The 25,071-nt window shown below is 61.1% G+C and carries 19 protein-coding genes and 1 tRNA gene; 18 read left to right on the top strand and 2 right to left on the bottom strand.

What is annotated here, in order from left to right; genetic code table 11:
* Positions 1–15 precede the first annotated feature (15 nt).
* A complete protein-coding gene (locus C1717_RS05545; RefSeq protein WP_102372195.1) occupies positions 16–1,020 on the bottom strand; it encodes a hypothetical protein in 1,005 nt (334 codons plus the stop codon).
* A 655-nt stretch (positions 1,021–1,675) separates the two neighbouring features.
* Here C1717_RS05545 and C1717_RS05540 point away from each other — a divergent pair.
* From C1717_RS05540 to rpoD, 13 genes are all read left to right on the top strand, one after another.
* The gene (locus C1717_RS05540; RefSeq protein WP_102372194.1) at positions 1,676–3,190 is read left to right on the top strand and encodes an IMP dehydrogenase; all 1,515 of its coding nucleotides are present in this window, start codon (positions 1,676–1,678) and stop codon (positions 3,188–3,190) included.
* Positions 3,191–3,410: 220 nt separating this feature from the next.
* A complete protein-coding gene (locus tag C1717_RS05535; protein WP_102372193.1) occupies positions 3,411–4,058 on the top strand; it encodes an N-acetylmuramoyl-L-alanine amidase in 648 nt (215 codons plus the stop codon).
* Between the two features lie 5 nt (positions 4,059–4,063).
* A complete protein-coding gene (locus C1717_RS05530) occupies positions 4,064–5,164 on the top strand; it encodes a YARHG domain-containing protein (protein ID WP_180965850.1) in 1,101 nt (366 codons plus the stop codon).
* Between the two features lie 166 nt (positions 5,165–5,330).
* Entirely contained in the window at positions 5,331–7,913 is a 2,583-nt protein-coding gene (leuS, locus tag C1717_RS05525) for a leucine--tRNA ligase (protein ID WP_102372191.1), read from the top strand.
* A 237-nt stretch (positions 7,914–8,150) separates the two neighbouring features.
* Complete coding sequence (locus C1717_RS05520) at positions 8,151–8,645, top strand: ribosome maturation factor RimP (RefSeq protein ID WP_102372190.1); 495 nt, start codon at positions 8,151–8,153, stop codon at positions 8,643–8,645.
* Between the two features lies 1 nt (position 8,646).
* The gene (gene nusA, locus C1717_RS05515; RefSeq protein ID WP_102372189.1) at positions 8,647–9,888 is read left to right on the top strand and encodes a transcription termination factor NusA; all 1,242 of its coding nucleotides are present in this window, start codon (positions 8,647–8,649) and stop codon (positions 9,886–9,888) included.
* A gap of 81 nt (positions 9,889–9,969) precedes the next feature.
* Entirely contained in the window at positions 9,970–12,648 is a 2,679-nt protein-coding gene (infB, locus tag C1717_RS05510) for a translation initiation factor IF-2 (protein WP_102372188.1), read from the top strand.
* Between the two features lie 15 nt (positions 12,649–12,663).
* Positions 12,664–13,155: a 30S ribosome-binding factor RbfA gene (gene rbfA, locus C1717_RS05505; RefSeq protein WP_102372187.1), complete on the top strand. Its 492-nt coding sequence runs from the start codon at positions 12,664–12,666 to the stop codon at positions 13,153–13,155.
* Positions 13,148–14,203, top strand: a complete 1,056-nt coding sequence (locus tag C1717_RS05500; protein WP_180965849.1) for a DHH family phosphoesterase — start codon at positions 13,148–13,150, stop codon at positions 14,201–14,203. Before rbfA ends, C1717_RS05500 begins: the two co-directional genes overlap by 8 nt.
* A 3-nt stretch (positions 14,204–14,206) precedes the next feature.
* Positions 14,207–15,199, top strand: a complete 993-nt coding sequence (truB, locus tag C1717_RS05495; RefSeq protein WP_102372185.1) for a tRNA pseudouridine(55) synthase TruB — start codon at positions 14,207–14,209, stop codon at positions 15,197–15,199.
* Complete coding sequence (gene ribF / locus C1717_RS05490; protein WP_245859492.1) at positions 15,199–16,206, top strand: riboflavin biosynthesis protein RibF; 1,008 nt, start codon at positions 15,199–15,201, stop codon at positions 16,204–16,206. The genes truB and ribF overlap by 1 nt, the downstream gene beginning before the upstream one ends.
* Positions 16,193–18,172, top strand: coding sequence for a DNA primase (gene dnaG / locus C1717_RS05485; RefSeq protein ID WP_102372183.1), 1,980 nt, complete (start codon positions 16,193–16,195; stop codon positions 18,170–18,172). The genes ribF and dnaG overlap by 14 nt, the downstream gene beginning before the upstream one ends.
* 181 nt (positions 18,173–18,353) lie before the next feature.
* Entirely contained in the window at positions 18,354–19,673 is a 1,320-nt protein-coding gene (rpoD, locus tag C1717_RS05480) for an RNA polymerase sigma factor RpoD (protein ID WP_102372182.1), read from the top strand.
* 472 nt (positions 19,674–20,145) lie between these two features.
* Here rpoD and C1717_RS05475 read toward each other — a convergent pair.
* A tRNA-Asn gene (locus C1717_RS05475) sits at positions 20,146–20,220 on the bottom strand.
* 188 nt (positions 20,221–20,408) lie between these two features.
* On the opposite strand from C1717_RS05475, the gene C1717_RS05470 reads away from it, so the two are divergent.
* The 5 genes from C1717_RS05470 to C1717_RS05450 all read left to right on the top strand — a co-directional run bounded on the left by C1717_RS05470 (position 20,409) and on the right by C1717_RS05450 (position 25,062).
* A complete protein-coding gene (locus tag C1717_RS05470; protein ID WP_102372336.1) occupies positions 20,409–21,191 on the top strand; it encodes an ABC transporter permease in 783 nt (260 codons plus the stop codon).
* Positions 21,192–21,256: 65 nt separating this feature from the next.
* Complete coding sequence (locus C1717_RS05465; RefSeq protein WP_102372181.1) at positions 21,257–22,015, top strand: ABC transporter ATP-binding protein; 759 nt, start codon at positions 21,257–21,259, stop codon at positions 22,013–22,015.
* A gap of 247 nt (positions 22,016–22,262) precedes the next feature.
* Positions 22,263–22,841, top strand: a complete 579-nt coding sequence (pyrR, locus tag C1717_RS05460) for a bifunctional pyr operon transcriptional regulator/uracil phosphoribosyltransferase PyrR (protein ID WP_102372180.1) — start codon at positions 22,263–22,265, stop codon at positions 22,839–22,841.
* Between the two features lie 3 nt (positions 22,842–22,844).
* Positions 22,845–23,789, top strand: a complete 945-nt coding sequence (locus C1717_RS05455; RefSeq protein WP_102372179.1) for an aspartate carbamoyltransferase catalytic subunit — start codon at positions 22,845–22,847, stop codon at positions 23,787–23,789.
* On the top strand, positions 23,773–25,062 hold the full coding sequence (locus C1717_RS05450; RefSeq protein WP_102372178.1) for a dihydroorotase: 1,290 nt from the start codon (positions 23,773–23,775) through the stop codon (positions 25,060–25,062). The genes C1717_RS05455 and C1717_RS05450 overlap by 17 nt, the downstream gene beginning before the upstream one ends.
* The last annotated feature ends 9 nt before the right edge of the window (positions 25,063–25,071 follow it).

Here is a 25,071-nt window from a genome sequence, read left to right as displayed (position 1 = left end):
GGCGAGCCTCCTGCGTCATATCCTTGCGCGGCCTGAGAGCAGCTCGCGCCAAAGATGTTGCTGCGCCTGTTTGATATCAGGTGTTTCAAGCCGTTTGTGGAATCCGCCCTTCCGGCTCAATCCATCGAGGATCGCATCGATTGCACTCCAAGAGTTTAGCTGTCCTGCTGTGATCGTTGTGAGGCTGACGCCCATCATCCTTAGGGCGTTCGCCTTGCGCTCATCGCGCTCATGGGCCTCTCGCGATAGATGGTGGGCGTCGCTGTCGTATTCAACGTTCTCGTCAATGGTTTCCAGGTAGGCATCACCTTCAAGATGGGAGCGCTTTGCAACGCGCGCCGCTTCGGGCGTAAGCGCGATGGTGCGGTTGAGGGTGACCCCTGGGATCCCGCGTCCGCCCATGCGTCTTGGAAGCGCCATCAAAGCTGCTATTTCCGCCTCTTTTGGAGATCGAGCGCCTGCTTTTAGATACGGTAGAATGCGCTTCCCGGCAGCATGGCTGCATGGCATATGAGACCTCGCGAAAAAGCGATCGAGCGCTTCCGGTGTTGTCAGGGGCGGTCGGTCATGCATTCCGTCCTTCGCATCGGAGTCGAGCGCGTACCTCCCGCACAGCTCCGACCCGAGCATCCACGAAGTAGCGATGTCGCGACCTCTTGTTAGCTGGTAGTACACGAGCTCAGGGCTCGCGACGAAAATATCGTTCTCAAAGTGGATACACGATAGCGCGTGAAAAGGATCGCTATCAAGTATGGTTCGCGTATACGCCGACTGTCGGCGAGAGGCTGGTTCGACGACCAGCGCTTCTATAGGTAGGGGTGTATCTAGCATTACCGATAGGGCGCAAGCGATTCTTTTTCCCGGCGCTTTCGGGCGAGCGTCTTCAGGCAACATACGCGATGCCACCCTCACGCCCATCGCTTCTTGATGCAGCAGCCTGGCGAGGCGCTCGCCATCCGCCTGCGAGCGGTATATCGCAAGCGCAGTTCGACCGCAAACTAGATAGTAGGTTGCTTTCATGCATACTCCTTATACTTGGGCATGCATGGGAGAGAGGTGCAAGCAATCTTAGCAAAACTTGGGTGAGTGGACACCTGCATTTCACTCGAGCAAAATCTGTGTAAGTTTACGCATGCAGAATATGGGCGAATGGGACGTTCGCCTCAGCTGATCTACATATGCCCAGGTAGAGGCTTCTCAACTTTTGAAGGTTATAGCGAGGGAATGTGCAAATAATAGCCGAATGGGCGAGAGAGCCCATTCGAAGAACAAAAGATTCCCGAGTGGGGCGGTTGGATGGTAGGAAACGCGCAAATCGTGTTCCAGTTGTCGAAATTTGAAATAATGCTATGCATATTTTCATCGAGCGGATAGCTGAAGTCATTCGCTCGATATTTGAATAGCAAATCTAGGCTGGATGTATGGGAGATGGGATGTGATGCGTCTCTTTCAGACGATCTCCCTCGTATGCTCTGTCGATTCTGAGGTCTCGGCCACCGGTAAACGTGCGTCTTTTTCGTAGGCGATTTTGATTGCTTGTTGCAGCGCATAGCTGAGCTACAATGGCACGTCAAGAACCGATTCGCCAAACGGTTCCGTCCACGCAGCTGTGTGGACCTCACCGGCGCCGCTGCGCCCGGAGAGGGATCGCACCCAACGAGAAAAGAGGAGTATCATGGCGATGTTTTTCCCCGGCGAGTCCCATACGTTTTCCGAGTATCTGCTGGTTCCTGGGTACTCTTCTTCTGAGTGCGTCCCCACGAATGTCTCGTTGAAGACCCCGCTCACTCGTTTCAAGCGCGGTGAGGAACCTGCCATCTCGCTCAACACCCCCATGGTTTCTGCCATCATGCAATCCGTTTCCGGCGAGGACATGGGCATCGCGCTTGCTACGGAAGGCGGCATGTCATTCATCTACGGCTCGCAGACTCCCGAGCAGGAGGCTGCGATGGTCAAGGCCGTGAAGGACCACAAGGCCGGGTTCGTGGTTTCCGATTCCACGCTTACCCCTGACATGACTATGGCTGAGGTCATGGAGCTCAAGAACCGCACCGGCCATTCCACCATGCCCGTCACCGAGGACGGCACGCCGCACGGCAAGCTGCTCGGCATCGTGACGAGCCGCGACTACCGTCCCAGCCGCGATGATCCCAGCATGAAGGTCGCGACGTTCATGACGCCGCGCGAGCAGCTCATCGTGGGCGATAAGGACATCACGCTCAAGAAGGCAAACGACGTCATCTGGGACAAGAAGCTCAACGCCCTCCCTGTCGTTGACGAGAACGATTGCCTGCTTGGTATCGTGTTTCGTAAGGACTACGACTCCCATAAGACCAATCCCAACGAGATGCTCGATGCCAATAAGCGCTACATGGTTGGTGCCGGTATCAACACGCGCGACTACGAGACGCGCGTGCCCCTGCTCATCGAGGCGGGCGCCGATGCGCTGTGCATCGATTCGTCCGAGGGTTTCTCCGAGTGGCAGAAGCTCACGCTCGAGTGGATTCGCGAGAACTACGGCGATTCCGTCAAAGTCGGTGCCGGAAACGTCGTAGACGCCGAAGGCTTCCGATTCCTCGCTGACTGCGGTGCCGACTTCATCAAGGTTGGTATCGGCGGCGGTTCCATCTGCATCACCCGTGAGACCAAGGGCATCGGCCGCGGCCAGGCCACGGCGCTCATCGATGTGTGCCGCGCCCGTGACGAGTACTTCGAGGAGACCGGCATCTACGTTCCCGTCTGCTCTGACGGCGGTATCGTGTATGACTACCACATGACGCTTGCGCTCGCCATGGGTGCCGACTTCCTGATGCTCGGTCGCTACTTCGCGCGCTTCGACGAGAGCCCCACGGCTCGCGTGAACGTGAACGGCCAGTATATGAAGGAGTACTGGGGCGAGGGTTCCGCCCGCGCTCGCAACTGGCAGCGCTATGACCTCGGCGGCGCGGCTAAGCTCGCCTTCGAGGAGGGCGTCGACTCCTACGTGCCCTATGCCGGCGCGCTCAAGGATGGCGTGAACTCCACGCTCTATAAGATCAAGTCCACGATGTGCAACTGCGGTGCGCTCACGATTAAAGAGCTGCAGGACAAGGCGCGCCTCACGCTCGTTTCGGCGACCTCCATCGTTGAGGGCGGCGCGCACGACGTCGTGGTGAAGGACCGCAACCACCAGATGGTGAGCTACCAGTAAGCTGCGGCGACACCACTTGTTGCGTAGGCGGGGCGCTTTGAGGCGCCCCGTTTCAGTTGTGACCAGCCTATAGGGATGTTGGAAGGGGGCGCTCGTGGTGAGGCGTAGGGTTTTAGCGCTTTCTGCATGCGCGCTTCTCGTGTCTGCTGGCTGCAAGGCTTCACCTCCGCGGGCTGGATCCGCTTCCGGTTCGCTAGCGGCATGCGCGCAAGCGGCGGACATGGTGCTAGCGGGGCAGCGATCGCTCCTGCGCCGAGCTTGGGAGCTGGCGGCGTCATCAGAGCCTGCCGTTCGCATGCGCCTGGATATCGTCGAGGACTATCGCGCTTCATTCCAGCATGGCCCCAAACCTGCAGAATATCAGCGCTACATCGTTATCCACGATACCGAGGGCGCCGGATCGCCTCAGTCGGTTGTGGGTTGGTGGGATGCTGCCGGAGATGGCGTCGCGGCTCATTTTGTGATCGGGCGCGATGGCAGGGTTGTGCAGTGCGTTCCCCTCGATGTCATCGCTCATCATGCTGGCTATGGCGATAACGGCCATAACGAGCTCTATGGCGTCGAAGACGAGTCGCGCGACGACCGCGTGGGTACGGGACCTGGCCATAGCTGGGCGAGCGACTACGGCATGAATTCTTACTCGATCGGAATCGAGCTTGTTCATCGCGGCGGTGCCGAGGACTATACGGAAGCCCAGCTCCAGGCGCTCGATGCGGTCATCGCCCTTATCGATGCGCATTATGGTTTCGAGAGCGAGATCATCGACCACAAGGCATGGCGCTCCGGCAACTCGGATACCTCGGCAGAATTCGCCGTATACTTGGAGCGTTACCAGATCGACCGTACCCATGACGGCGCGGGAGGATGATGACGATGATCTGTACCAAATGCGGTGCCGAGTTTGGCGAGGGCACTCAATATTGCCCAGAGTGCGGGGCGCGAATCACCTCGGCTCAGCGCGATCAGCTCGCTGCGGGGGCCCGTGGCGATGCGGGTGTTTCTGCAGAAGAGACGGCGGTCATGACGGCATCCCTCGAGGGTGTTACCGCTCCCTTGCGCAGTGGACAGGATTCGCTGGAGCGGCGGGATAAGGCGTCGTCGGGTGCTGCCAAGGCTCAGCCAAGCGGCGCGAAGCGCGATCTCGGCCCAGCTTTCGTGGTGCTGGCGGCGGTCGCGGGACTCGCGCTGCTCGGATTCCTGTTCTGGGCGATTCCGCTTGGCGGCTTGCTGCGCGCTTTTGAGCCGCAAGAGCCTATTGTTATCGCTGGGAGCGCCGAAACCGAAGAGGAGCCGGAGGAGGATGCGGGTCCTGTAGCGCTCATGCTCACCATCGACGAGTTCGATAGCAGCGAGTACCCGCACATGGTCATCGACTTCACGCTCTCTTCTGAGAGCGATCGCGACTTGTCGTCGAGCGAGGAGGGTCGTTCTGTGCTCGACCGTCTTAACGATGCATCGTTCCTCGTGGAGGATCGGGTGCAAGATGATGCACAGGTCCCCGTTCAGATCGACAGCCTGACCTTACGGGGATCGGGTTCTTCGTGGAGCTTGGAGTGCACCGCACAAGAACCCGTGGTCTCCGGCACGCACATTCTCGAGCTCTCCATCGATCCTGCAAGCGGCTTCTCGGCGAGCGCATCGGTGCAGTTCATCATCACGGAGGTGGGCGCGCCGGACGATGGGGATGGGGAGTACCTGCTGCCTGGAAGCTCAACGCGCGCTATCGATGCGTCTGAGCTTGAGGATCTGTCTGATTGGGAACTCTGCCTTGCCCGCAATGAGATCTACGCGCGCCACGGGCGCATGTTCAACAACACCGAGATCCAGGCATATTTCGACAGCCAGAGCTGGTACGAGCCTCTCTATGCTCCCGCGGATTTCGACGAGCAGGCGAACTTGAGCCAGATCGAGCTCGAGAACATCGACGCCATTTACGCTTACGAGCAGGAACGCGGATCGTCGTACGTATCTTAGGCGTTTAGGCGCGCTTCGCGCTTTCCGGGCCCGCCTCGGTGTCGCGTTAACCTGCTGGGTATGTTTCGCGGCTCATGCGGGAACGAATCGCCCAAGCCTGCTAGAATATCGAGCGTTACCGTTTCGCCGCGCACGGGCGCGGTGCCGTCTTTCGAGGAGCCATTCTATGTGCGATCAGCACGACCTTACCCATGAGATTCCGGCATACGACGCCCAGGCTATCGAGTCCAAGTGGATGAAGGCTTGGGACGAGCAGAACCTCTTCGCCGTGGAGGAGGATCCGGCGAAGCCTAAGAAATATGTTCTCGAGATGTTCCCATACCCTTCGGGCGATCTGCACATGGGGCATGCGCGCAACTACACCATCGGCGATGCCATGGCGCGCCAGGCGCGTATGCGCGGCTTCGACGTGCTGCATCCCATCGGTTTCGACGCCTTCGGCCTGCCTGCCGAGAACGCCGCTATCAAGCACAACACCCAGGCGGCCGAGTGGACCTACAAGAACATGGACCAGGCGCTCGCTACCATGAAGCGCATGGGGTTCTCCTATGATATGGACCGCTTGCAGAAGACGTGCGATCCTGAGTACTACCGCTGGGGTCAGTGGATCTTCGAAAAGATGTGGGAGCGCGGTCTCGTCTACCGCAAGAAGAGCCCTGTGAACTGGTGCCCCGGTTGCAATACCGTGCTTGCAAACGAGCAGGTGACCGAGGGGCATTGCTGGCGCTGCGGCTCCGTGCCGGAGAAGCGCGAGCTCGAGCAGTGGTACTTCAAGATCACCGACTACGCCCAGGAGCTCCTGGACGACCTGGAGAAGCTTCCCGGCTGGCCGGAGCGCGTCAAGCAGATGCAGGCGAACTGGATCGGTCGCTCCGAGGGCGCCGAGGTCGACTTTACCCTCTGCGATGCGGAAGGCCAGCCCATCGCGGGTGACGAGGGCAAGATCACCGTCTTCACCACGCGCGCCGACACGCTCTTCGGCTGCACCTTCTTCCTGCTCGCTCCCGAGTACAAGGGTTTGCTCGAGCTCGTTGAGGGCACCGAGTACGAGGCTGATGTCCGCGCGGTCATCGCTGGCGCTGAGAAGGTCTCCGCCGTCGAGCGCGCGCAGGGTGTGCTCGAGAAGCACGGCGCTTTCACGGGTCGCTACGTGATGAACCCGGTTTCCGGCCAGAAGGTGCCCGTATGGGTCGCCGACTACATCGTCTCCGACTACGGCACCGGTGCCGTCATGGCCGTGCCCTGTGGTGACCAGCGAGATTTCGAGTTCGCACGCAAGTACAACCTGCCCATCGTTCCCATCATCCTCATGGATGATGAGCGCGAGGCGCTCGAGGCGTCGGGGGAGTCCATCGACACCTACCATGCAGAGACCGTTGATTGGGAGAGTGCCCACGCTGCGGAGGGCACGCTCGTGCAGAGCGGCAAGTACACCGGCATGCGCGGCGGTAAGCACTCCGAGGGCGAGGCGGCGATCGTTGCCGATCTCGAGGCAGCCGGTACCGGTCGCCGCAGCGTGCAGTTCCGCCTGCGCGACTGGCTCATCAGCCGCCAGCGCTACTGGGGAAATCCCATCCCAGCCGTCCATTGCGAGCATTGCGGCATCGTGCCCGTTCCCGAGGACCAGCTTCCGGTGACGCTTCCCGCGAACCTCGATCTCGGTGCCGGCGAGACCCTCGCCGAGTGCAAGGAGTTCTATGAGACCACCTGCCCCGTGTGCGGCCGCCCGGCCCGCCGCGAGACGGACACCATGGACACCTTCACCTGCTCCAGCTGGTATTACCTGCGCTATTGCGATCCGCATAACGCAGAGCTGCCGTTCAGCAAGGAGGCGGCGAACCGCTGGATGCCGGTCGACAACTACATCGGCGGCATCGAGCACGCCATTCTGCACCTGCTGTACTCGCGCTTCTTCACCAAGGCGCTGCGCGATATGGGCATGCTCGACGTCGACGAGCCGTTCACCAACCTGCTGTGCCAGGGCATGGTCAAGGACGCCAACGGCGAGACCATGTCCAAATCCAAGGGCAACGTGGTGCCGCCGTCGAGCGTCATCGAGCCGTACGGCGCCGACACCATGCGCCTCGCGATCCTCTTCATCGCCCCGCCAGAGAAGGACTTCGACTGGGACGAGGATGCCGTTGCAGGCGCGAACCGCTTCATCAAGCGCGCCTGGCGCATCGTCTGGCAGTTGGCGAACGCCGGTTCAGATGACGCCAAGCTTCAGCCTGCAGCGCTCGACGCCGCCGCGAAGCAGCTCTACCGCGAGCGCCATCGCACGCTCGCAAAGTGCACCGAGGATTTCGACCGCCAGCAGTTCAACACCGCGATCTCGGCCATCATGGAGCTGGTGAATGCCGCGAGTGCCTATCTCAACGCCACCGAGGCCGACCCGGGCTCGCGAGATGCCGCCCTCTCGTGGCTCGTCGCCACCGACATCGTGAGCTCGCTTGCGCCCATCTGCCCGTTCTGGGCAGACGAGCTCTGGCATGCGGCACTCGGCCATGACGAGAGCGTCTACACGGCTCCGTGGCCCGAGTTCGACATCGCCGAGGCTGCGAGCGACACCGTCGAGATTGCGGTCCAGGTGCTTGGCAAGCTGCGCGCCCGCGTCGAGGTCCCGACCACTTCCACCCAGGACGAGATGCGCTTAGCAGCCGAGGCCGCTGCGGCAAAGTGGATCGAGGGCAAGACCGTCGTCAAGGCGATCTGCGTGCCTGGTAAGCTCGTGAACCTCGTGGTGAAGTAGCTAAGCAGCCTCGTTGCGCGCCTGGCGGTGTTCCGGCGGGGAGGAGCGAGGTCTGTGCTCTGCCCAGGCGGGTCAAATTGTGGAGCTAATGAGGAGACAATAGCTCGTATTGAGCAGGCCGCGATGGAGATTATCCCCATCTGACCTGCATGTGCTATGCTACCAAGCGGTAAATGACGTGTAGTGAAGGGAGTGCGGGTTCGCCCGCGCTTCCTTTTTCTTACAAGGGGGTGTGACATGGTCAAGAGCGCTCAGGAGCAAGCAATCATCGACGCGCTCGAGGGTGTTGCCGGCCAGCACGGCGTCGATATCGTCGACGTTGAGCTTGCGGGTGCCACCAAGGCGCCGTGCGTACGTGTTCGCTTGGAGGGCGCGGAGGGCGAGCCGCTTTCGCTCGATGCGGTCACCGAGCATACGAGTTGGGTGAGCGATGTCGTTGAGGCTCTGGACCCGGTGAGCGGCTCCTATACGCTCGAGGTCTCGACCCCTGGGCTCGACCGCCCGCTCCGCCGTCCGCGAGACTTCGCGCGCTTCGTCGGCGAGCGCTGCGAGCTCACGACTACGGCTCTGGAGGGACGCCGCCGCTATAAAGGCGTCATCGGCGCCGCGACGGAAGAGTCCGTCACCCTCGAGCTCGATGGCGAGGACCCCGTCACGATTCCATTCGACCAGGTGAAGAAGTGCACCTTGAAGCCGGTCATCGACTTCAAGCGCAAGGAAGGAAAGAACTAACATGGCATCTCAGATGATGGAAGCTCTGATGGAGCTCTGCCAGGAGAGGCACATCGACCAGCTCTACCTCATCGACCAACTCGAGAAGTCGCTTGCCAAGAGCTATGCCGACATCTTGCATCTCCCGTTCGGCGCCGAGGTCACCATCGACCGCGCGACCGGCAAGGTCTACGTCTACGAGCTCGTTCCCGTCGAGGAATCCTATGACGAGGAAGAGGACGAGTACACCGAGTTCACTAAGCGCGACGTGACGCCTAAGGACACGAGCCGCATCGCCGCCCAGCATGCCAAGTCCGAGATCAACGCCATCGTGCGCAATTCCGCGCGCCGCCAGATCTTCGAGGAGTTCTCGGACCGCATCGGCGATATCATCACGGGCACGGTGCTCCAGTCCACGCCCGACTTCACCATCGTGAAGATCCGCGAGGGCGTCGAGGCTGAGCTCCCGCATTTCGACCTGCGTCACCATGAGAACGAGCGCAACGAGCGCCCCATGGGCGAGCGCTACCGCCATAACGATCGCATCAAGGCCGTCATCATCGATGTGCGCGATCCGGATGCGAACAACGTCCAGCCCGTCCGCGGCGAGCACTCCCGTCCGCCCATCGTCATCTCCCGCACGCATCCGGCGCTGCTGCGCCGCCTCTTCGAGCTCGAGGTGCCCGAGATCTATGAGGGCTCCGTCGAGATCAAGTCGGTTGCCCGCGAGCCCGGCCAGCGTTCGAAGGTCGCCGTCCACTCGCTCGACAGCCGTTTGGATCCGGTCGGCGCTTGCGTCGGCCCCAAGGGCAGCCGCGTCCGCACCGTCGTCTCCGAACTTCGCGGCGAGCGCGTCGACGTCATCCTGTGGGACGAGGACCCGGCGCGCTACGTTGCGAACGCCCTGTCGCCTGCGAGGGTGACGCGCGTGCTCATTGACGAGGAGAAGCGCTATGCAGGCGTGATCGTACCGGACGAGCAGCTCTCGCTCGCAATCGGCAAGGAAGGCCAGAATGCCCGCCTCGCCGCACGCCTCACCGGATGGCACATCGATATCAAGAACGAGACGCTTGCTGCGGACATCTTGCGCAACATGCCCGTCCGGCAGGAGCCCGAGGATGACCTGCTCGATGATGACGAGCCCGGGCGCTGCGCTTATGTGAACGAGGACGGCATCCGTTGCCGCAACCAGGCTCGCCCTGGTTCGCGCTACTGCGGCGTTCACGAGTCTGATGCCATCGAGTCCGCGGAGGATCTGATCTAGCGGGCCGGGGGCATAGGCCCCGCGCACAGGGTTCGTTGGATGTTCGGCGCGCACGGCGCGCGAGAGGTAGGTGATCGGCACATGGCTAAGACCCGCGTATCAAGCCTGGCCAGGAATTTTGGAATGGATTCGAAGGAGCTCATGGGGTATCTCTCTGAGATGAAGATCCCCGTGAAGTCCGCCTCGTCATCGCTCGAGGATGCATACGTCGCCATCGTGCGCAAGAAGCTCGCCCCGATGCTCGAGGCCCGCGCGGCTGAGCTCGAGGCGCAGCGGAAGGCTGAGGAGGAGGCGCTTGCGGCTGAGGAGGCCGAGCGCGCCCGTGAGCACGAGGCCGAGCGCCTCGCCGCTGAAGCTCGTAAAGAGGAGGACCGCAGGCTCTTCAATGCCCAGCGCGCTGCCGAGGAAGCTGCTCGAGCCGCTGAGGCCGAGCGCGCTCGCGAGGCAGAGCGCTTGGAGCGCGAGCGCAAGCAGGCTGAGGAGCTCGAGGCTAAGCGTAGCCGCGTGCCCGAATCTGATTCCGGCTCGCGATTCCGCTCGCTGCTCGACCAGATCGCCGCTCAGGAGACCATCCTCGAGCAGCGGAAGAAGACCGAGGAATCCAAGCATGCCGAGCAGGCTGCTCCGCGTCCGGCCCGCAAGGGCGAGCGCCGCGGTGGCCGTCGCGGTGGCGAGGAGCACGCTGCGCAGAGCCATGCGCACCGCAGCTCGTCTGCTCCCTCTATACCCGCAGGCATGGACGTGCCCGCTCCAGACAAGGGCGGCAAGGGCCGTAAGGGCCGCAAGGGCTCGCAGCATAGCGAGGAGGACCGCTACAGCCGTATGGCGCGCGAGGCTGAAGAATACAGCCGCGAGCGCGTGCTCGAGGAGGCCCGCATGGCCGTCGAGGAGGCTTCGCGTGGCGATGGCGGCAGGCGCCGCAAGCGCAAGGAGAAGCGCATGCGCGAGGCCGAGGCGGCTCGCGAGGAGCAGAAGCTCGAGCAGGCCAAGGCTCAGGGCATCAGCGTCGAGGAGCTCGATGCCGTTCGCGTTTCGGAGGGCGTGACCGTGGCCGAGCTCGCCGAGGCCCTCGACGTCCCGGCCAACGACATCATCAAACGCCTCTTCCTGCTGGGCACCCCGCTCACCATGACGCAGTCCATGTCGAACGACCTCGTCGAGCTCGTCGCCGACGACCTGGGTCGCCAGATCAAGATCATCAGCCCGGAGGAGGAGAACTCCTTCACCTTCTACGACGATCCGGCCGACCTCAAGCCGCGTCCGCCAGTGGTCACGGTCATGGGTCACGTCGACCACGGCAAGACGTCGCTTCTGGACGCCATCCGCCATACCGGCATCGCCGCGCACGAGGCGGGCGGCATCACCCAGCATATCGGTGCCTCCCAGGTCGAGATCGGCGGCCGCCAGATCACGTTCGTCGACACGCCGGGTCACGAGGCATTCACCGCCATGCGTGCACGCGGAGCGAAGATCACCGACGTCGTGGTGCTCGTGGTCGCTGCGGATGACGGCGTCATGCCGCAGACCGTCGAGGCCATCAACCACTCCAAGGCTGCCGGCGTGCCCATCGTCGTTGCGGTGAACAAGTGCGACAAACCCGATGCCAACCCCGACCGCGTCCGCCAGGAGCTCGTCGAGTACGGCGTCATCCCCGAGGAGTGGGGCGGCCAGAACATGTTCGTCAACGTCTCCGCGCGTACGCACGAAGGCATCGACGACCTGCTCGAGACGATTCTGCTTCAGGCTGACGTCCTTGAGCTCAAGGCCAACCCGGACACCTTCGCATCCGGTTATATTATCGAGGCGAAGCTCGACCGCGGCCGCGGCCCTGTTGCGACCGTGCTTGTCAATCGCGGTACCTTGCATGTCGGCGACGCGCTCGTGGCGGGCATGAGCTTCGGCCGCGTGCGCGCCATGCTCGACCAGCACGGCGGCCATAAGGACGAGGCGCGCCCCTCTGACGCCGTCGAGATCCTCGGACTCGACTCCGTGCCCAACGCCGGCGATGAGTTCCGCGTCTTCGAGGACGAGCGCGACGCGCGCAAGCTCGCCGACGAGCGCGCCCTCAAGGCTCGTATCGAGGAGCAGAACAAGGTCAAGCACGTAACGCTCGAGACCCTCTTCTCCGAGATGAGCGAGAACGAGCTCAAGGAGCTCAATCTCGTCGTCAAGGCGGATGTTCAGGGCTCCATCGAGGCCCTGGCCGATGCCCTTAGCAAGATGGATCAGTCCGAGGTCCGCATCAACATCATCCACTCCGCCGTCGGCGCGATCACCGAGACCGACGTCATCCTCGCCGCCGCTTCGAATGCCATCATCGTCGGCTTCGGCGTTCGCCCGCAGGCCAAGGCGCGTGATATGGCGGAGAAGGAGAACGTGCAGATCAAGACGTACTCCATCATCTACAAGGCCATCGAGGACATCGACGCGGCGCGCATCGGTATGCTCAAGCCCACGGAGGAGGAGGTCCAGACCGGCGTCGCCGAGGTTCGCGAGCTCTTCCGCGTGCCCAAGGTCGGCGTTATCGCCGGTTGCATGGTCACCGAGGGCGAGATCGAGCGCAACGACCGCGTCCGCGTGGTGCGCGACGGCGTTGTGGTGTTCGACGGCGTCTTCGCTTCCATGCGCCGTTTCAAGGATGACGTCAAGAGCGTTAAGAACGGGTACGAGTGCGGTCTTGGTATCGAGCGCTTCCAGGATGTCCATGTGGGCGACCAGCTCGAGGCCTATAAGATCGTCGAGGTTGCCCGCACCGAATAGCGAAAGGTCGTTTTCGTGAAGCAGAACAACGTCACCCGTCGGCTGTCCGAGCAGCTGCGGGAGAAGCTCGGCTATATCCTGCTGTTCGAGATCGCGGACCCGCGTCTGGAGCTGGTGACCTTGACGGGCGTCGAGGTCACCCAGGACCGCTCGTATGCGCGCATCTTCGTATCATGCGATGGTGAGCGCTACGACGAAGTTCTCGAGACGCTCGCCTCCGCTAAGGGCCGCATCCGCAGCCTGCTTGCCCGCTCGCTCGACTGGCGCATCGTTCCTGAGCTGGATTTCCGCATCGATACGTCGACAGATGAGGCGCAGCGCATCGCAGCTGCGCTTGAGAACGTCCCTCCAACCATCGGTGTGGAGAAGGATGAGGATGGTTACCCGGTCGAGGTCTCCCAAGCGATCGATGCTGCGGGGGCGGGTGAGGCAGCCGAGCTATCCGACGACGCCGCGGTTGCCGATGCCCCTGTCGCTCATGAAGATGGCGGCGATCTCGATGGATAGCGACGATTTGCTCGATCTTTCGGCTTATGCCGACGAATACTGGGCCATCCTAGACTTAATCGACGCTGCCGAGAAAGTCGCCATCTGCGGTCACACCTCTCCGGATGGCGACGCCCTCGGCTCCACGCTTGGCTTGGGGCTGGCGTTGCGCGGGCGTTTCCCGTCGAAGGACATCACCTTCCTCATCGCGGATGACGCTCCGGCCCCGCGTATATACCGGTTTCTCGCCGGTGCCGATGAACTCGTTCCGGCTGCTCGCTACACGGCGGATCCAGACTTGTTCATCGCGGTCGATTGCCCTGTTCTAGACCGTCTGGCAGATGGCGAGGCGGTTGTTCGCCGTGCAGACAAGGTGGTTTGCTTCGACCATCATCCGGCACGCGAGGAGTTCGCTGACGTCGTGGTTCGTCGTCCCGATGCCGCCGCCGCGTCGGTGCTCATCGCCGAGTTCCTCTCGTTTGTGAACATCTCGATCGATGCTGCTGTTGCATCCTCGCTCTTGTGCGGCATCGTCACCGATACGGGGCGTTTCCAGTATCAAAATGCCGATCCGGAGAGCTTCTGCGTCGCGAGCATGCTCGTCGCAGCCGGAGCTGATCCTGCGCGCATCGCGTTGGAGGTCTATCAGAGCCAGCGCCTCGAATACCTCAAACTCGAGTCCGTCGTGATGAGCCGCATTCGCCTTGTTGCCGACGGCCGTGTGGCATACAGCTATGCGCGCGCCGTCGACCTTGCAGAATACGGTGTCTCGCATGATGAATGCGATGGGCTCGTGGATATCGTGCGCTCGGTCATGGGGGTAGAGGTCTGCCTCTTCCTGAAAGAGCTTGATAACGGCAAGGTGCGCGGTAACCTAAGGGCGAAGGGAGCCCTCGACGTCTCGGGAATCGCCGCTGCGTTCAACGGCGGCGGCCATGCGGCTGCTGCAGGTTTCACCTACGAGGGGACCATCGAGGACACGCTGCGCGATGCGTTGCCCATGCTCATCGAGCTTGTTGATAGCGTGCGTGATGTCGAGGAGCTCGCATGCGCCCCTAACGAGGCCTAGGCCATGGCGAAGCATCGTATCGCGCAGCTGAACGCGCTCATAGGGGTCGATAAGCCCACCGGCTGCACATCACATGACGTCGTCGCGCGCGTACGGCGCTGCGTGGGCGAGCGTCGGGTGGGTCACGCGGGCACGCTCGACCCGATGGCATCGGGCGTGCTTGTAATCGGTGTAGGGCAGGCGACGCGCCTTTTGGGCATGCTCGCGCTCGACACCAAGCGCTATCTTGCCGAGATAGCCTTCGGGGCGGAAACTTCGACAGATGACGCAGAAGGCGATATCACCCGCGAAGCCCCCGTCCCTCCGGAGCTTGGAGATGAAGACTTCGCCGACCGCGTCCTTGGGGGGATGCTCGGCGATCAGATGCAGGTGCCTCCTGCATTTTCGGCCATCTCCATCGATGGCGTGCGCTCGTATGCGCGTGCGCGGGCTGGGGAGGAGGTCGAGCTCGAAGCCCGGCCGATCACCGTCCATGAGGCGCAGCTCATCGGTATCTGCTCCCAAGGTGAAGCGCTTGCTTGGACCGTATCGTTCACGGTTAGCAAGGGCACCTATATCCGTGCTCTCGCGCGCGACCTCGGTCGCGCGGTGGGATCGGCGGCTCATCTCACCGCCCTTGTTCGCACCGCATCTGGATCGGTTGGTCGCTCCTCATGCCTCCCGCTCGATGAGCTTTCCGCGGAGGTGGCTCACGAGCATGCACTCGATCCTGTCGTAGCGCTTGGGGCGCGTGCTATGAGCTGCGACGAGGAACTCCTGGCAGATGTCCTTTGCGGTAAGCGTATCCCCTGCTCAAAGCTTAGAAGCGTGGGCGCCGACGCCCTTCGTGCCGAGCGCATCGCGCTCGTAAGCGGCGGGCGGCTTGCTGCCCTTGGCGAGATCTCCGGTGGCGCATTCGTCCCCCATGATGTGTTTCCGCAGCCTATCGAGGGCGTTGGGTCGGGGTATCAAACAGCTCGCGCGGCGGGAGAAGGATCGGGTGGCAAGTACCGATGATGCCTCCTATAGAAGAACTGCGTCGCGACTTCATCGCTGTCGATCGGACCGTTCCGGTTGTGGATTGGAAGCCCGGCGCGCTCACGCATCTTGGTCCCAGTGTTGCCGTGATCGGTGCCTTCGACGGCGTGCACCTTGGGCATCGCTCGCTTATTGCCGCCGCCACAGAAGAAGCTGGCGATCGCGGCATGGCTTCTGTAGCCGTCACCTTCATGCCTGACCCGGATGAGGTCGTGGCACCGCGCCCGGACCCCAAGCTCTGCATGAGCGACGACCGCCTGGCGTTGCTCGCGTCATCCGGCGTCGATGCCGTTCTTGTTATCCCGTTTACGGTCGAGCTGTCGAAGCTTGACCATGCGGAGTTCTTCCAACGCGTTCTCTTGCCTGCTTGCGATATCCGTTCGATTCATGTGGGTGCAGACTTTCGCCTCGGCCACCATGGCGCGTCGACCGTACCGGTTATGGGGGAGTGGTGCGCGAGCGAGGGGATTTCCCTTACCGGTCATGAACTCATGGCCATTGATGGGGAGGTTGTCTCCTCAACGCATATTCGCGAGCACCTCGCCGCGGGTTGTCTTGAGCGCTCGGAGCAACTGCTGGGCCGTCGATACCTACTGCGTGGAACCGTTGACCCCGGGCGCGGAGAGGGTACCGGTATGGGGTTCCCTACGGCGAATGTAACCTACGCCGCACATGTGCAGGTGCCCGCAGAGGGGGTCTACGGCGGACTTGCCCTGGTTGATGGAACGGTTTGGCCTGCGGCTATCAACGTTGGAAAACCGCCGACCTTCCGCGATCGCGCTGCGTCTGCTTCGCTCGAAACCAATATCATCGGGTTTGCCGGTGATATCTACGGTGCTGCGATCTCGCTCGTCTTCCTATGGCGCATTCGCCCGTTAGTTCAGTTCCCTTCGGTCGACGCGCTCATCGCGACTGTTTTGGGCAATATAGACGAAGTGCGTACGGAACTAGGGGAGAGCGGGGTGTCGCTGCATGATTTCCGATGAAGATAAGGACCGCGTTCGCGCGGCAACCGATCTGGTCGAGCTCGTTCAAGAGACGGTTCAGCTCAAGCAGCGCGGCCAGGAGTTCTGGGGATGCTGCCCCTTCCATGGCGAGAAGACCCCTTCATTTCATATCATCCCGGCTACTCAGGTCTGGCATTGCTTTGGCTGCGGGGAGGGGGGCGACTGCTTCACCTATGTCATGAAGCGCGAGAACCTTTCCTTCCCTGAGGCAATTCATTACCTTGCCGACCGAGCGGGCATCGAGATCCAGGACACGCGCGGCGGCTTCGAGCGCGGCACGAAGCGCACACGTCTCATCGAGGCCTGCGAGGCCTCGGCGGAATTCTTTCATACGCAGCTCATGCGCGGCCGCAACGGTGATCCACGCGATTACTTCGCCTCTCGAGGGATGGGCAGCGAGGTCTGTCGCCGCTACAAACTGGGATATGCCCCCGGGCGCGGATCGCTTGTGGCATATCTTGGGCAGAAGGGGTTTACTCCGCAGGAGATGATCGATGCGAACGTCGCGGTGAGGCGCGATCGCGGCGCGCTGGCAGACCGGTTTTTCGACCGCGTGATGTTTCCCATCATGGACGAGCGCGGACGCTGCATCGGCTTCGGTGGCCGTGTCATGGGCGACGGGCAACCCAAGTATCTCAACACGGCTGAGACGGCGCTCTTCCATAAAAAGCGCAACCTCTATGGCTTCAACTGGGCCAAAGAGCATATCGTGGCACAAGGCCAGGCTATCGTTGTCGAAGGGTACACCGATGCGATCGCCTGCTATGAGGCGGGCATAGGCAACGTGGTCGCTACGTTGGGCACCGCGCTCACCGAGCACCATGTGAAGACGCTTACGCGGTTCGCTAAGCGCATCATCTATCTGTTCGATGGCGATGCCGCTGGCCAGAAGGCCGCTGAGCGCGCTCTCGGGTTCATCGAGCAGAGCTCTGCCGACCTACGCTGCGTTGTGCTTCCCGACGGCATGGACCCCATGGAGTTCATCACCGCACGTGGCGGCGACGCCTTGCGCGCTCTGCTCGAGAATGCCGAGCCCCTCATGGACTTTGTCTTTCGCAAGCTTGGCGAGCGGTGCGACACCTCGACGCCGGGAGGACGCGCGGCAGCCCTCGATGATGCATGCCGGCTCATCTACCCGTTGCGGTCAAGCTTTCTCATCGATACGTACTTCATGCAGATCGCAGATCTTCTTGGACTCGATGCTGATGCCGTGCGCACTGCATCGCGGCGAGTGTTCAAGCAAGTCCAAGAAGAGGAGGCTGCACAGCTGAGACGGGAACAGCAGCGAAGCCACGCGCGCGGCGCCAAGCGTTTAGAACCTGATGAGCCTGTCGTTCCGCCGTACGAAGATGCAGAGGCAGCGCCGTACGACTACGTCCCTCTTGACGCTTACGAAGACGGGGGAGCGTCTGGTGCGGTGTCACCCATTGATGGCGTTGCGGCCCAAACGAGCCCAGATGAGCTCCTCACCAACGCCGAGCGCCGTGCGCTTGCGGGAGAACGCGAGCTCCTGACGCTCCTCACGAGTTCCCCTGACGTGTTCCGGCCCTTCGCGGAGCGCATCACCGCCATCGATTGGGTCGATCCACGGCATGAGACCATCGCTTGGGCTGTCCTCGCCACACCGGAGGGAACCTCTCCAAGCGACGCCATGATGGCGGCGAGGGCTGTTTGCCCTGAGGCGGCGGAGCTTGTATCCAGCGGGACCATCTTGTCTACGAGCACTCATTCCGTTGAGGCCAATATAGGATTTCTCATCGATACGCTCGAGCTGTACACGGTGCGAAGACGGTTGCGCTCCATTCAGGCGCGCCTGCGTCAAGATCGCTCGCTCAGCCATGACGAGCGGCGCGAGCTCACCATTCAAGCCACCCGTGATGCTGCGCGCCAACGCGAGCTTCAGAACGCCGTCGAAGGCATCGCAGATCCCTTCCGTGAGGCGTAGGGCAAGCGATTGACGACCGTTGCCCGCGGGCGCGAGGATTCTATTCCAGCGTCGCTTGCAAGAGCGGTGCTGGCACTGGTGCAAAAATCGGCGGAAAATGTGCACAGCATCATTTCCGCACGTGTTGGGTATAGACACGTGTGGTACATTTATGACCCTGTGTTGTATGAAGGGAGAGTCTGTGCCTAAGAATACCCAGAGTGCGGGAACCGAGCTCGAGTCCTATCTCGATAAGCTGCTGAACAAGGGCGCTAAGAGCGGTTCTGTCACCGAGGACGAGATTCAAGTCGTGCTCAAGGACGTTGACGTTACAGATGCACAGCTGACTTCCATCTACCGAGCTCTTAGAGACCAGGGCGTCGAGGTCGTTTCTCAGGGTGAAGACGAAGATGCGCCTCTCGATGTCGAAGATGACGGCTTGGATGACGACCTTGATGATGAGAGCATCGAGGACCATGACATCAAAGTCGCGAAGCTCGCAGATAGCGAGATGGGTTCAGTGCGCAAGAAGCGCAGTCGCGCCCGCACGTCCCGTTCTCGTTCCCGTGTGCGCGGCATCGATGCATCGACCGTCATGCTCACCGGTGATCCCGTGCGCATGTATCTTAAGGAAATCGGTAAAGTCGACCTTCTGACTGCTGCTGACGAGGTCGATCTTGCCATGAAGATCGAGGCAGGCCTCCAGGCGACCGAACAGCTCGAGGCTGCAGAAGATGGCGAGCTCGAGCTCTCGCGTGCCGAGAAACGTCGCCTTATGCGCGTGGAGCAAGTCGGTCTCGATGCGAAGCAGGCGCTTATCAGCGCGAACCTGCGCCTGGTTGTCTCCATTGCCAAGCGCTATGTTGGTCGCGGCATGCTATTCTTGGACCTCATCCAGGAAGGCAATCTTGGTCTTATCCGCGCGGTCGAGAAATTCGATTACGAGAAGGGCTTCAAGTTCTCCACGTATGCAACCTGGTGGATCCGCCAGGCAATCACGCGTGCCATCGCCGACCAGGCCCGTACGATTCGTATCCCCGTGCATATGGTCGAGACTATCAACAAGCTCGTTCGCGTACAGCGTCAGCTCCTGCAGGACCTCGGCCGCGATCCAACTCCCGAGGAGATCGGCAAGGAGATGGACATGTCGGCTGATCGTGTCCGCGAGATTCAGAAGATCTCCCAGGAGCCGGTTTCGCTCGAGACCCCTATCGGTGAAGAAGAGGATTCTCAGCTCGGCGACTTCATTGAGGATTCGCAGGCCGTTGTGCCGCCCGATGCTGCGAGCTTCTCCATGCTTCAAGAACAACTCGGCCAGGTTCTCGATTCGCTTGCCGATCGAGAGCGCAAGGTCATAGAACTTCGTTTTGGCCTTGTGGACGGGCATCCGCGAACGTTGGAGGAAGTCGGCCGCGAGTTTGGCGTCACCCGTGAGCGTATTCGCCAGATCGAGTCCAAGACCTTGGCGAAGCTGCGCCATCCTAGCCGTTCGAGCAAGCTAAAGGACTACATCGAAAACTAGCTGTTTTGCTCGAGATTGCTTTGCTGGGCGGGAACCGTTTGGTTCCCGCCTTTTCATGGATGCGCTGATTGTGATTCGGATGCGTTCCAAATCTCTTGATGTTCATGCCGGATGAGTGACGGGTTGGTGCAGAATCGAAATGTCCATCGTAGGATATCTGCAATATATAATAGGCTATCGTAAACATAATGCAGAACTATATATAAAACGTTAGAAAACGTACGACAGCCATATTAATAATGCACAAATCCTAAGATAACCATAATATAAATGGCGATAACGTACGATAGCCAATACGAACAATGCAGGAATCGTACGATCGCATTTCAAAAATGAAGATACCGTACGATCAGCGAGGATGATTCTGCATTGTTTGTACGAAAGGCACTGCCGGCAACGCGGTAGTTGGCGTGCGATCAGCATTGACATAAGAAAACCCTCGCCAGGGGGACTGACGAGGGTTTAAAAACAATGGCTCCCCGGGTAGGACTCGAACCTACAACAGCGCGGTTAACAGCCGCGTGCTCTACCATTGAGCTACCGAGGAATGTGGCTGCTCTCAAGCAACAGTGATTAGTATACAAAAGTCGTGGCGAATGGCAAGACATAAAATGAAAAAAGTCGAGTGGCATGGTAGCTCTGCTAGAATGTCCTGCGTATCTAGTACCGCTGTCGTTTGGATTGTCTGTGGCTGAAGCAACCAAGAGCAATGCCGTGACGCATGCTCGCTCGAAGATGGAGAAGGACCTTTTCATTCTCCAGCAGCTCGTCTCAAAGGATTTCAAGATCAAGTACCGCCGCTCAATTCTCGGTGTGGCGTGGAGCGTGCTCAACCCGCTGCTCATGATGGTGGTCATGGCGGTCGTCTTCAGTACCATCTTTGCGCAGGGGCGCAACGGTTCGATCACGCCTGAGATGTATCCGCTGTATCTCATCGTCGGCAACATCACGTTCAGCCTCATGTCCGAATCCACCTCGACCGCGCTGAGCTCGATCATCGATGCCTCCTCCTTGCTCAAGAAGGTCAAAGTCCATCGATTCGTCTTCCCCGTGCAGAAGGCGCTTTTCGCTCTGGTCAATTTCGCCTTTTCGCTCATCGCAGTTGCGATCGTCATGCTCTGGTTCCGCGTGGTACCCACGTGGCATCTTATCTGGCTTCCGGTGTGCTTGCTTTTGCTTATGGGGTTCTGCACCGGTTTGGGGCTTCTACTGAGCGCGCTCACGGTGTTCTTCCGTGATATTCGCCATCTGTGGAGCGTTGTCATCACCGCGTGGATGTACTTCACCCCCATTTTCTGGACGACTGACTTCATCGCCATGATGCCGCGCCTCCTGCAGGTGTTCATCTACGCTAATCCCATGTACAACTACCTGCAGTTCATGCGCGACATCTTCTTGTTTCAGGTCAATCCATCAGCCTACACGCTCGCTATGTGCGCCGGCTGGTCTTTCGTTGCCTTGATCTTGGGGTATGTCGTGTTCCATAAGACCGAGCATAAGTTCATCCTGTACATCTGATGCCCCGGCCCGAGTGGGGACGCTTGGGCGGCAAGAGGGTAGCGCTTTAGGGACGAGGACGTTCAATGGCCGATACACAATCCGCGCAGAAGCACGCCATCGAGGTCGATGACGTCACCATGATCTTCAATATGGCTTCCGAGCAGCTCAACAACTTGAAGGAGTACTTCATCAAGCTCGCCAAGCATGAGCTCTTCTTCACGGAGTTCCGCGCGCTCAAGCACATCTCGTTCACGGTGGATCCCGGCGAGACCGTTGGGCTTGTGGGCACCAACGGTTCAGGAAAGTCGACGATGCTCAAGATCATCGCTGGAGTGCTGGAGCCGAGCGAGGGCAGCTGCACCGTGCGCGGCAACATCGCGCCGCTCATCGAGCTCGGAGCCGGTTTCGACATGGAGCTCACCGCCCGCGAGAACATCTACCTCAACGGTTCGCTTCTTGGTTACACTCGCGAATTCATCAAGGAGCATTTTGACGAGATCGTTGAGTTCGCCGAGCTCCGCGATTTCCTCGATATGCCGCTTAAGAACTATTCGAGCGGTATGGTCGCCCGTATCGCCTTCGCCATCGCGACCATCACTGAGCCCGATGTCCTCATCGTTGACGAGACCCTTTCCGTTGGCGATGTGTTCTTCCAACATAAGTGCGAGGAGCGAATTCGGCACTTCATCGATAGCGGTTCGGTGACCGTGCTTTTCGTGAGCCATGATATCGAACAGGTCGAGCGCATCTGCGACCGCGCCATCTGGATTGAGAAGGGCGATCTGCGCATGGATGGTCCTGTTGGCGAAGTTTGCGAGGCGTATCGCAACCAGTTCAACTAGATATGCAGGATCTGCGGATATCTATGCATTATCGGAAGCGCGCGACCGTTCGCCCCTTGCGGGCGGGCGGTCGTGGTACACTTTAATCGACCTTTAAGCGCGTACGAGATACCCGCAAGGACCTACATAGCGCCTAGCGCGTCTTCTTGCGATGTCTCTCCGCGTGGCGGTCGGGCATCTTTTTTGTGCCGCTGCGTGCGGCGAAGGTGCACCCGTCCGGGTGTGCCTGGATCGAGGAAGGAGAGCGATGGGCACTACGCCTAAGGCGATCATCATGGATGAGGTCGCCATCAATCGTGCGATCACGCGCATCGCGCACGAGATCCTCGAGCGCAACGAGGGTTGTGAGAACCTTGCGCTCGTGGGCATCGTGACGCGCGGCGATCTGCTGGCAAAGGAGCTTGTCGAAAAGATCGAGGAGATCGAGGGCGTGCGCGTTCCGCTCGGCAGCCTCGACATCAGCTTCTATCGCGATGACTTCGCTACGTTCGCACCCGAGGTGCATGCCAGCAAGATCGATTTCGATGTCGATGGCAAGCGCATCGTGCTCGTGGACGACATCCTCTACACGGGTCGCACCATCCGCGCCGCGCTCGATGCCATCATGGATCTTGGCCGTCCGAGCCGGGTCGAGCTGGCGGTTCTCGTTGATCGCGGTCACCGCGAGCTTCCCATCTGCCCCGATTTCGTGGGCAAGAACGTCCCTTCGTCGCATGAGGAGAACGTGCGCCTGTATCTGAAGGAGGTCGACGGGCGCAGCACCGTCGAGATTTTCGATGTCGAGCCGGGCGCCCGCGTGGGCTCCGCTCCGCTGGGAGGCGAGTAGTCCATGTTCAACAATCATAAGCACCTGATCGACATCTCGGAGTATTCCGATTCCGAGCTCATGACGATCCTCACCACCGCCAAGGCCTTCTCCCAGGTCAACGAGCGCGCGATCAAGAAGGTCCCCACCCTCAAGGGCAAGACGATCGTCAACATGTTCAACGAGCCGTCCACCCGTACGCGCAGCTCCTTCGAGCTGGCCGAGAAGCGCTTGTCCGCAGATACGCTCAACTTCGGCGGCTCCTCCACGTCCACGGTGAAGGGCGAGAGCCTCATCGACACCGTCATGACGCTCGACGCGTACAAGATCGACTGCATCGTCGTGCGCGACAAGCACGCGGGCGCACCCTATATCGTGAGCCAGGCGAGCCCCGCGGTCGTCATCGACGCCGGCGACGGCAAGCACGGCCATCCTACCCAGGCTCTGCTCGACCTGTATTCGATCTGGGAGCGCAAGCAGGACTTCAACGGGCTCAAGGTGGGCATCGTGGGCGACATCGCGCACTCCCGAGTTTGCGGATCGCTCATCCCCGCGCTCAAGATCATGGGTGCCGAGGTTACGGTCGTCGCTCCCGGCACGCTCATCCCCGCCGCGCCCGAGGTGCTCGGGGCCGATCATGTGAGCTATTCGCTCGATGACGTTCTGCCCGAGCTCGACGTGGTCTACATGCTCCGCATCCAGCGCGAGCGTCTGGAGGGCGCGCCCTTCCCGAGCCTGCGCGAGTACCATCAGCTCTTCGGCCTCACCAAGAAGCGCGAGCGCCTCATGAAGCCCGACGCTATCATCTGCCATCCCGGTCCCATCAACCGCGGCGTGGAGTTTGACTCCTACATGGCCGACCACCCGGAGCGCTCCGTGATCCTCGACCAGGTGTACGCAGGCATCTGCGTGCGCATGGCTGCCCTGTACCTGCTGCTTGGAGGTGCCGACAATGGCCTTTCTGCTTAAGAACGCACACGTCGTCGACCCTAAGGGTGCTCTTGACGGCGTAATGGATGTGAAGATCGACGGCGATAAGATCGCCGAGGTAGGCGCCGATCTCGACGCTGCTGGGTGCGAGGTCATCGACCTTACCGGCAAGGTGCTCGTCCCTGGACTTGTGGACATGCATGTCCACCTTCGCGAGCCGGGCTACGAGCACAAGGGGACCATCGAGAGCGAGACCCGCGCGGCCGTCCGCGGCGGCTTCACCGGCGTCTGCTCGATGCCCAACACCGATCCCGTTACCGATAACGGCACCGTCGTCGAGTACGTGAAGTCCGTTGCTGCACGCGATGGCCACTGCCGCGTGTATCCCGCGGGCGCTTGCTCAAAGGGCCTCAAGGGCGAGATCATCTCCGAGATGGGCGACATGGTTGCCCATGGTGCCGTTGCCTTCACCGACGACGGCCGTGGCGTCCAGGGCGCGGGCATGATGCGCCGCTGCATGGACTACGGCAAGATGTTCGGCAAGACCTTCCTCTCGCACTGCCAGGATGAGGACCTTGTGGGCGAGGGCCAGGTGAACGAGGGCGTCGTTTCCACGCGCCTCGGCCTGCTCGGTTGGCCCGCCGAGGGCGAGGAGCTCCAGATCGCTCGCGACATCGCGCTTGCGCGCCTTACGGGTGCGAAGCTCCACATCCAGCACATCTCCACCGCGCGCGGCCTCGAGCTGGTGCGGGCTGCGAAGGCTGAGGGCCTGCCGGTGACCTGCGAGGCCACTCCGCATCACCTGTTCCTCACCGAGGATGCGCTTGATGGCACGTACGATACGCGCCTGAAGATGAACCCCCCGCTGCGCACGGCGGCCGATGCCGAGGCGCTCATCGCAGGCGTTGTCGACGGCACGGTCGACGCCATCGCGACCGACCATGCTCCTCATGCTGAGTGGGAGAAGGCGCGCGAGTTCGAGCTTGCTCCGTTCGGCACGACGGGTATCGAGTGCGCTCTCGGCCTCGTCCTCACCGAGCTTGTGAATACCGGCAAGATCGGCTACGCCCGCTTGGTCGAGCTTATGTCTTCCAACCCGCGGCAGATCCTCGGCGTCGAGTGCATCTCCGTTGAGGCGGGTTCCACGGCTGACCTCACCGTCTTCGATCCCGAGGCTACGTGGACGGTTGGCGAGGACGGATATGAGTCCCAGGCGGTAAACTGCGCCTTCGAGGGCCGCGAGCTTACCGGCCGCGCCACTGACGTCTTCGTGGGCGGCAAGCATGTTCTGGCTAACGGAGCAGTCTGCTAGCCGCATTCT

The sequence above is a fragment of the Enorma phocaeensis genome, from assembly GCF_900186505.1.
In the GTDB taxonomy this organism is placed as follows: domain Bacteria; phylum Actinomycetota; class Coriobacteriia; order Coriobacteriales; family Coriobacteriaceae; genus Enorma; species Enorma phocaeensis.
This window is presented reverse-complemented; position numbering and strand designations above follow the sequence as displayed.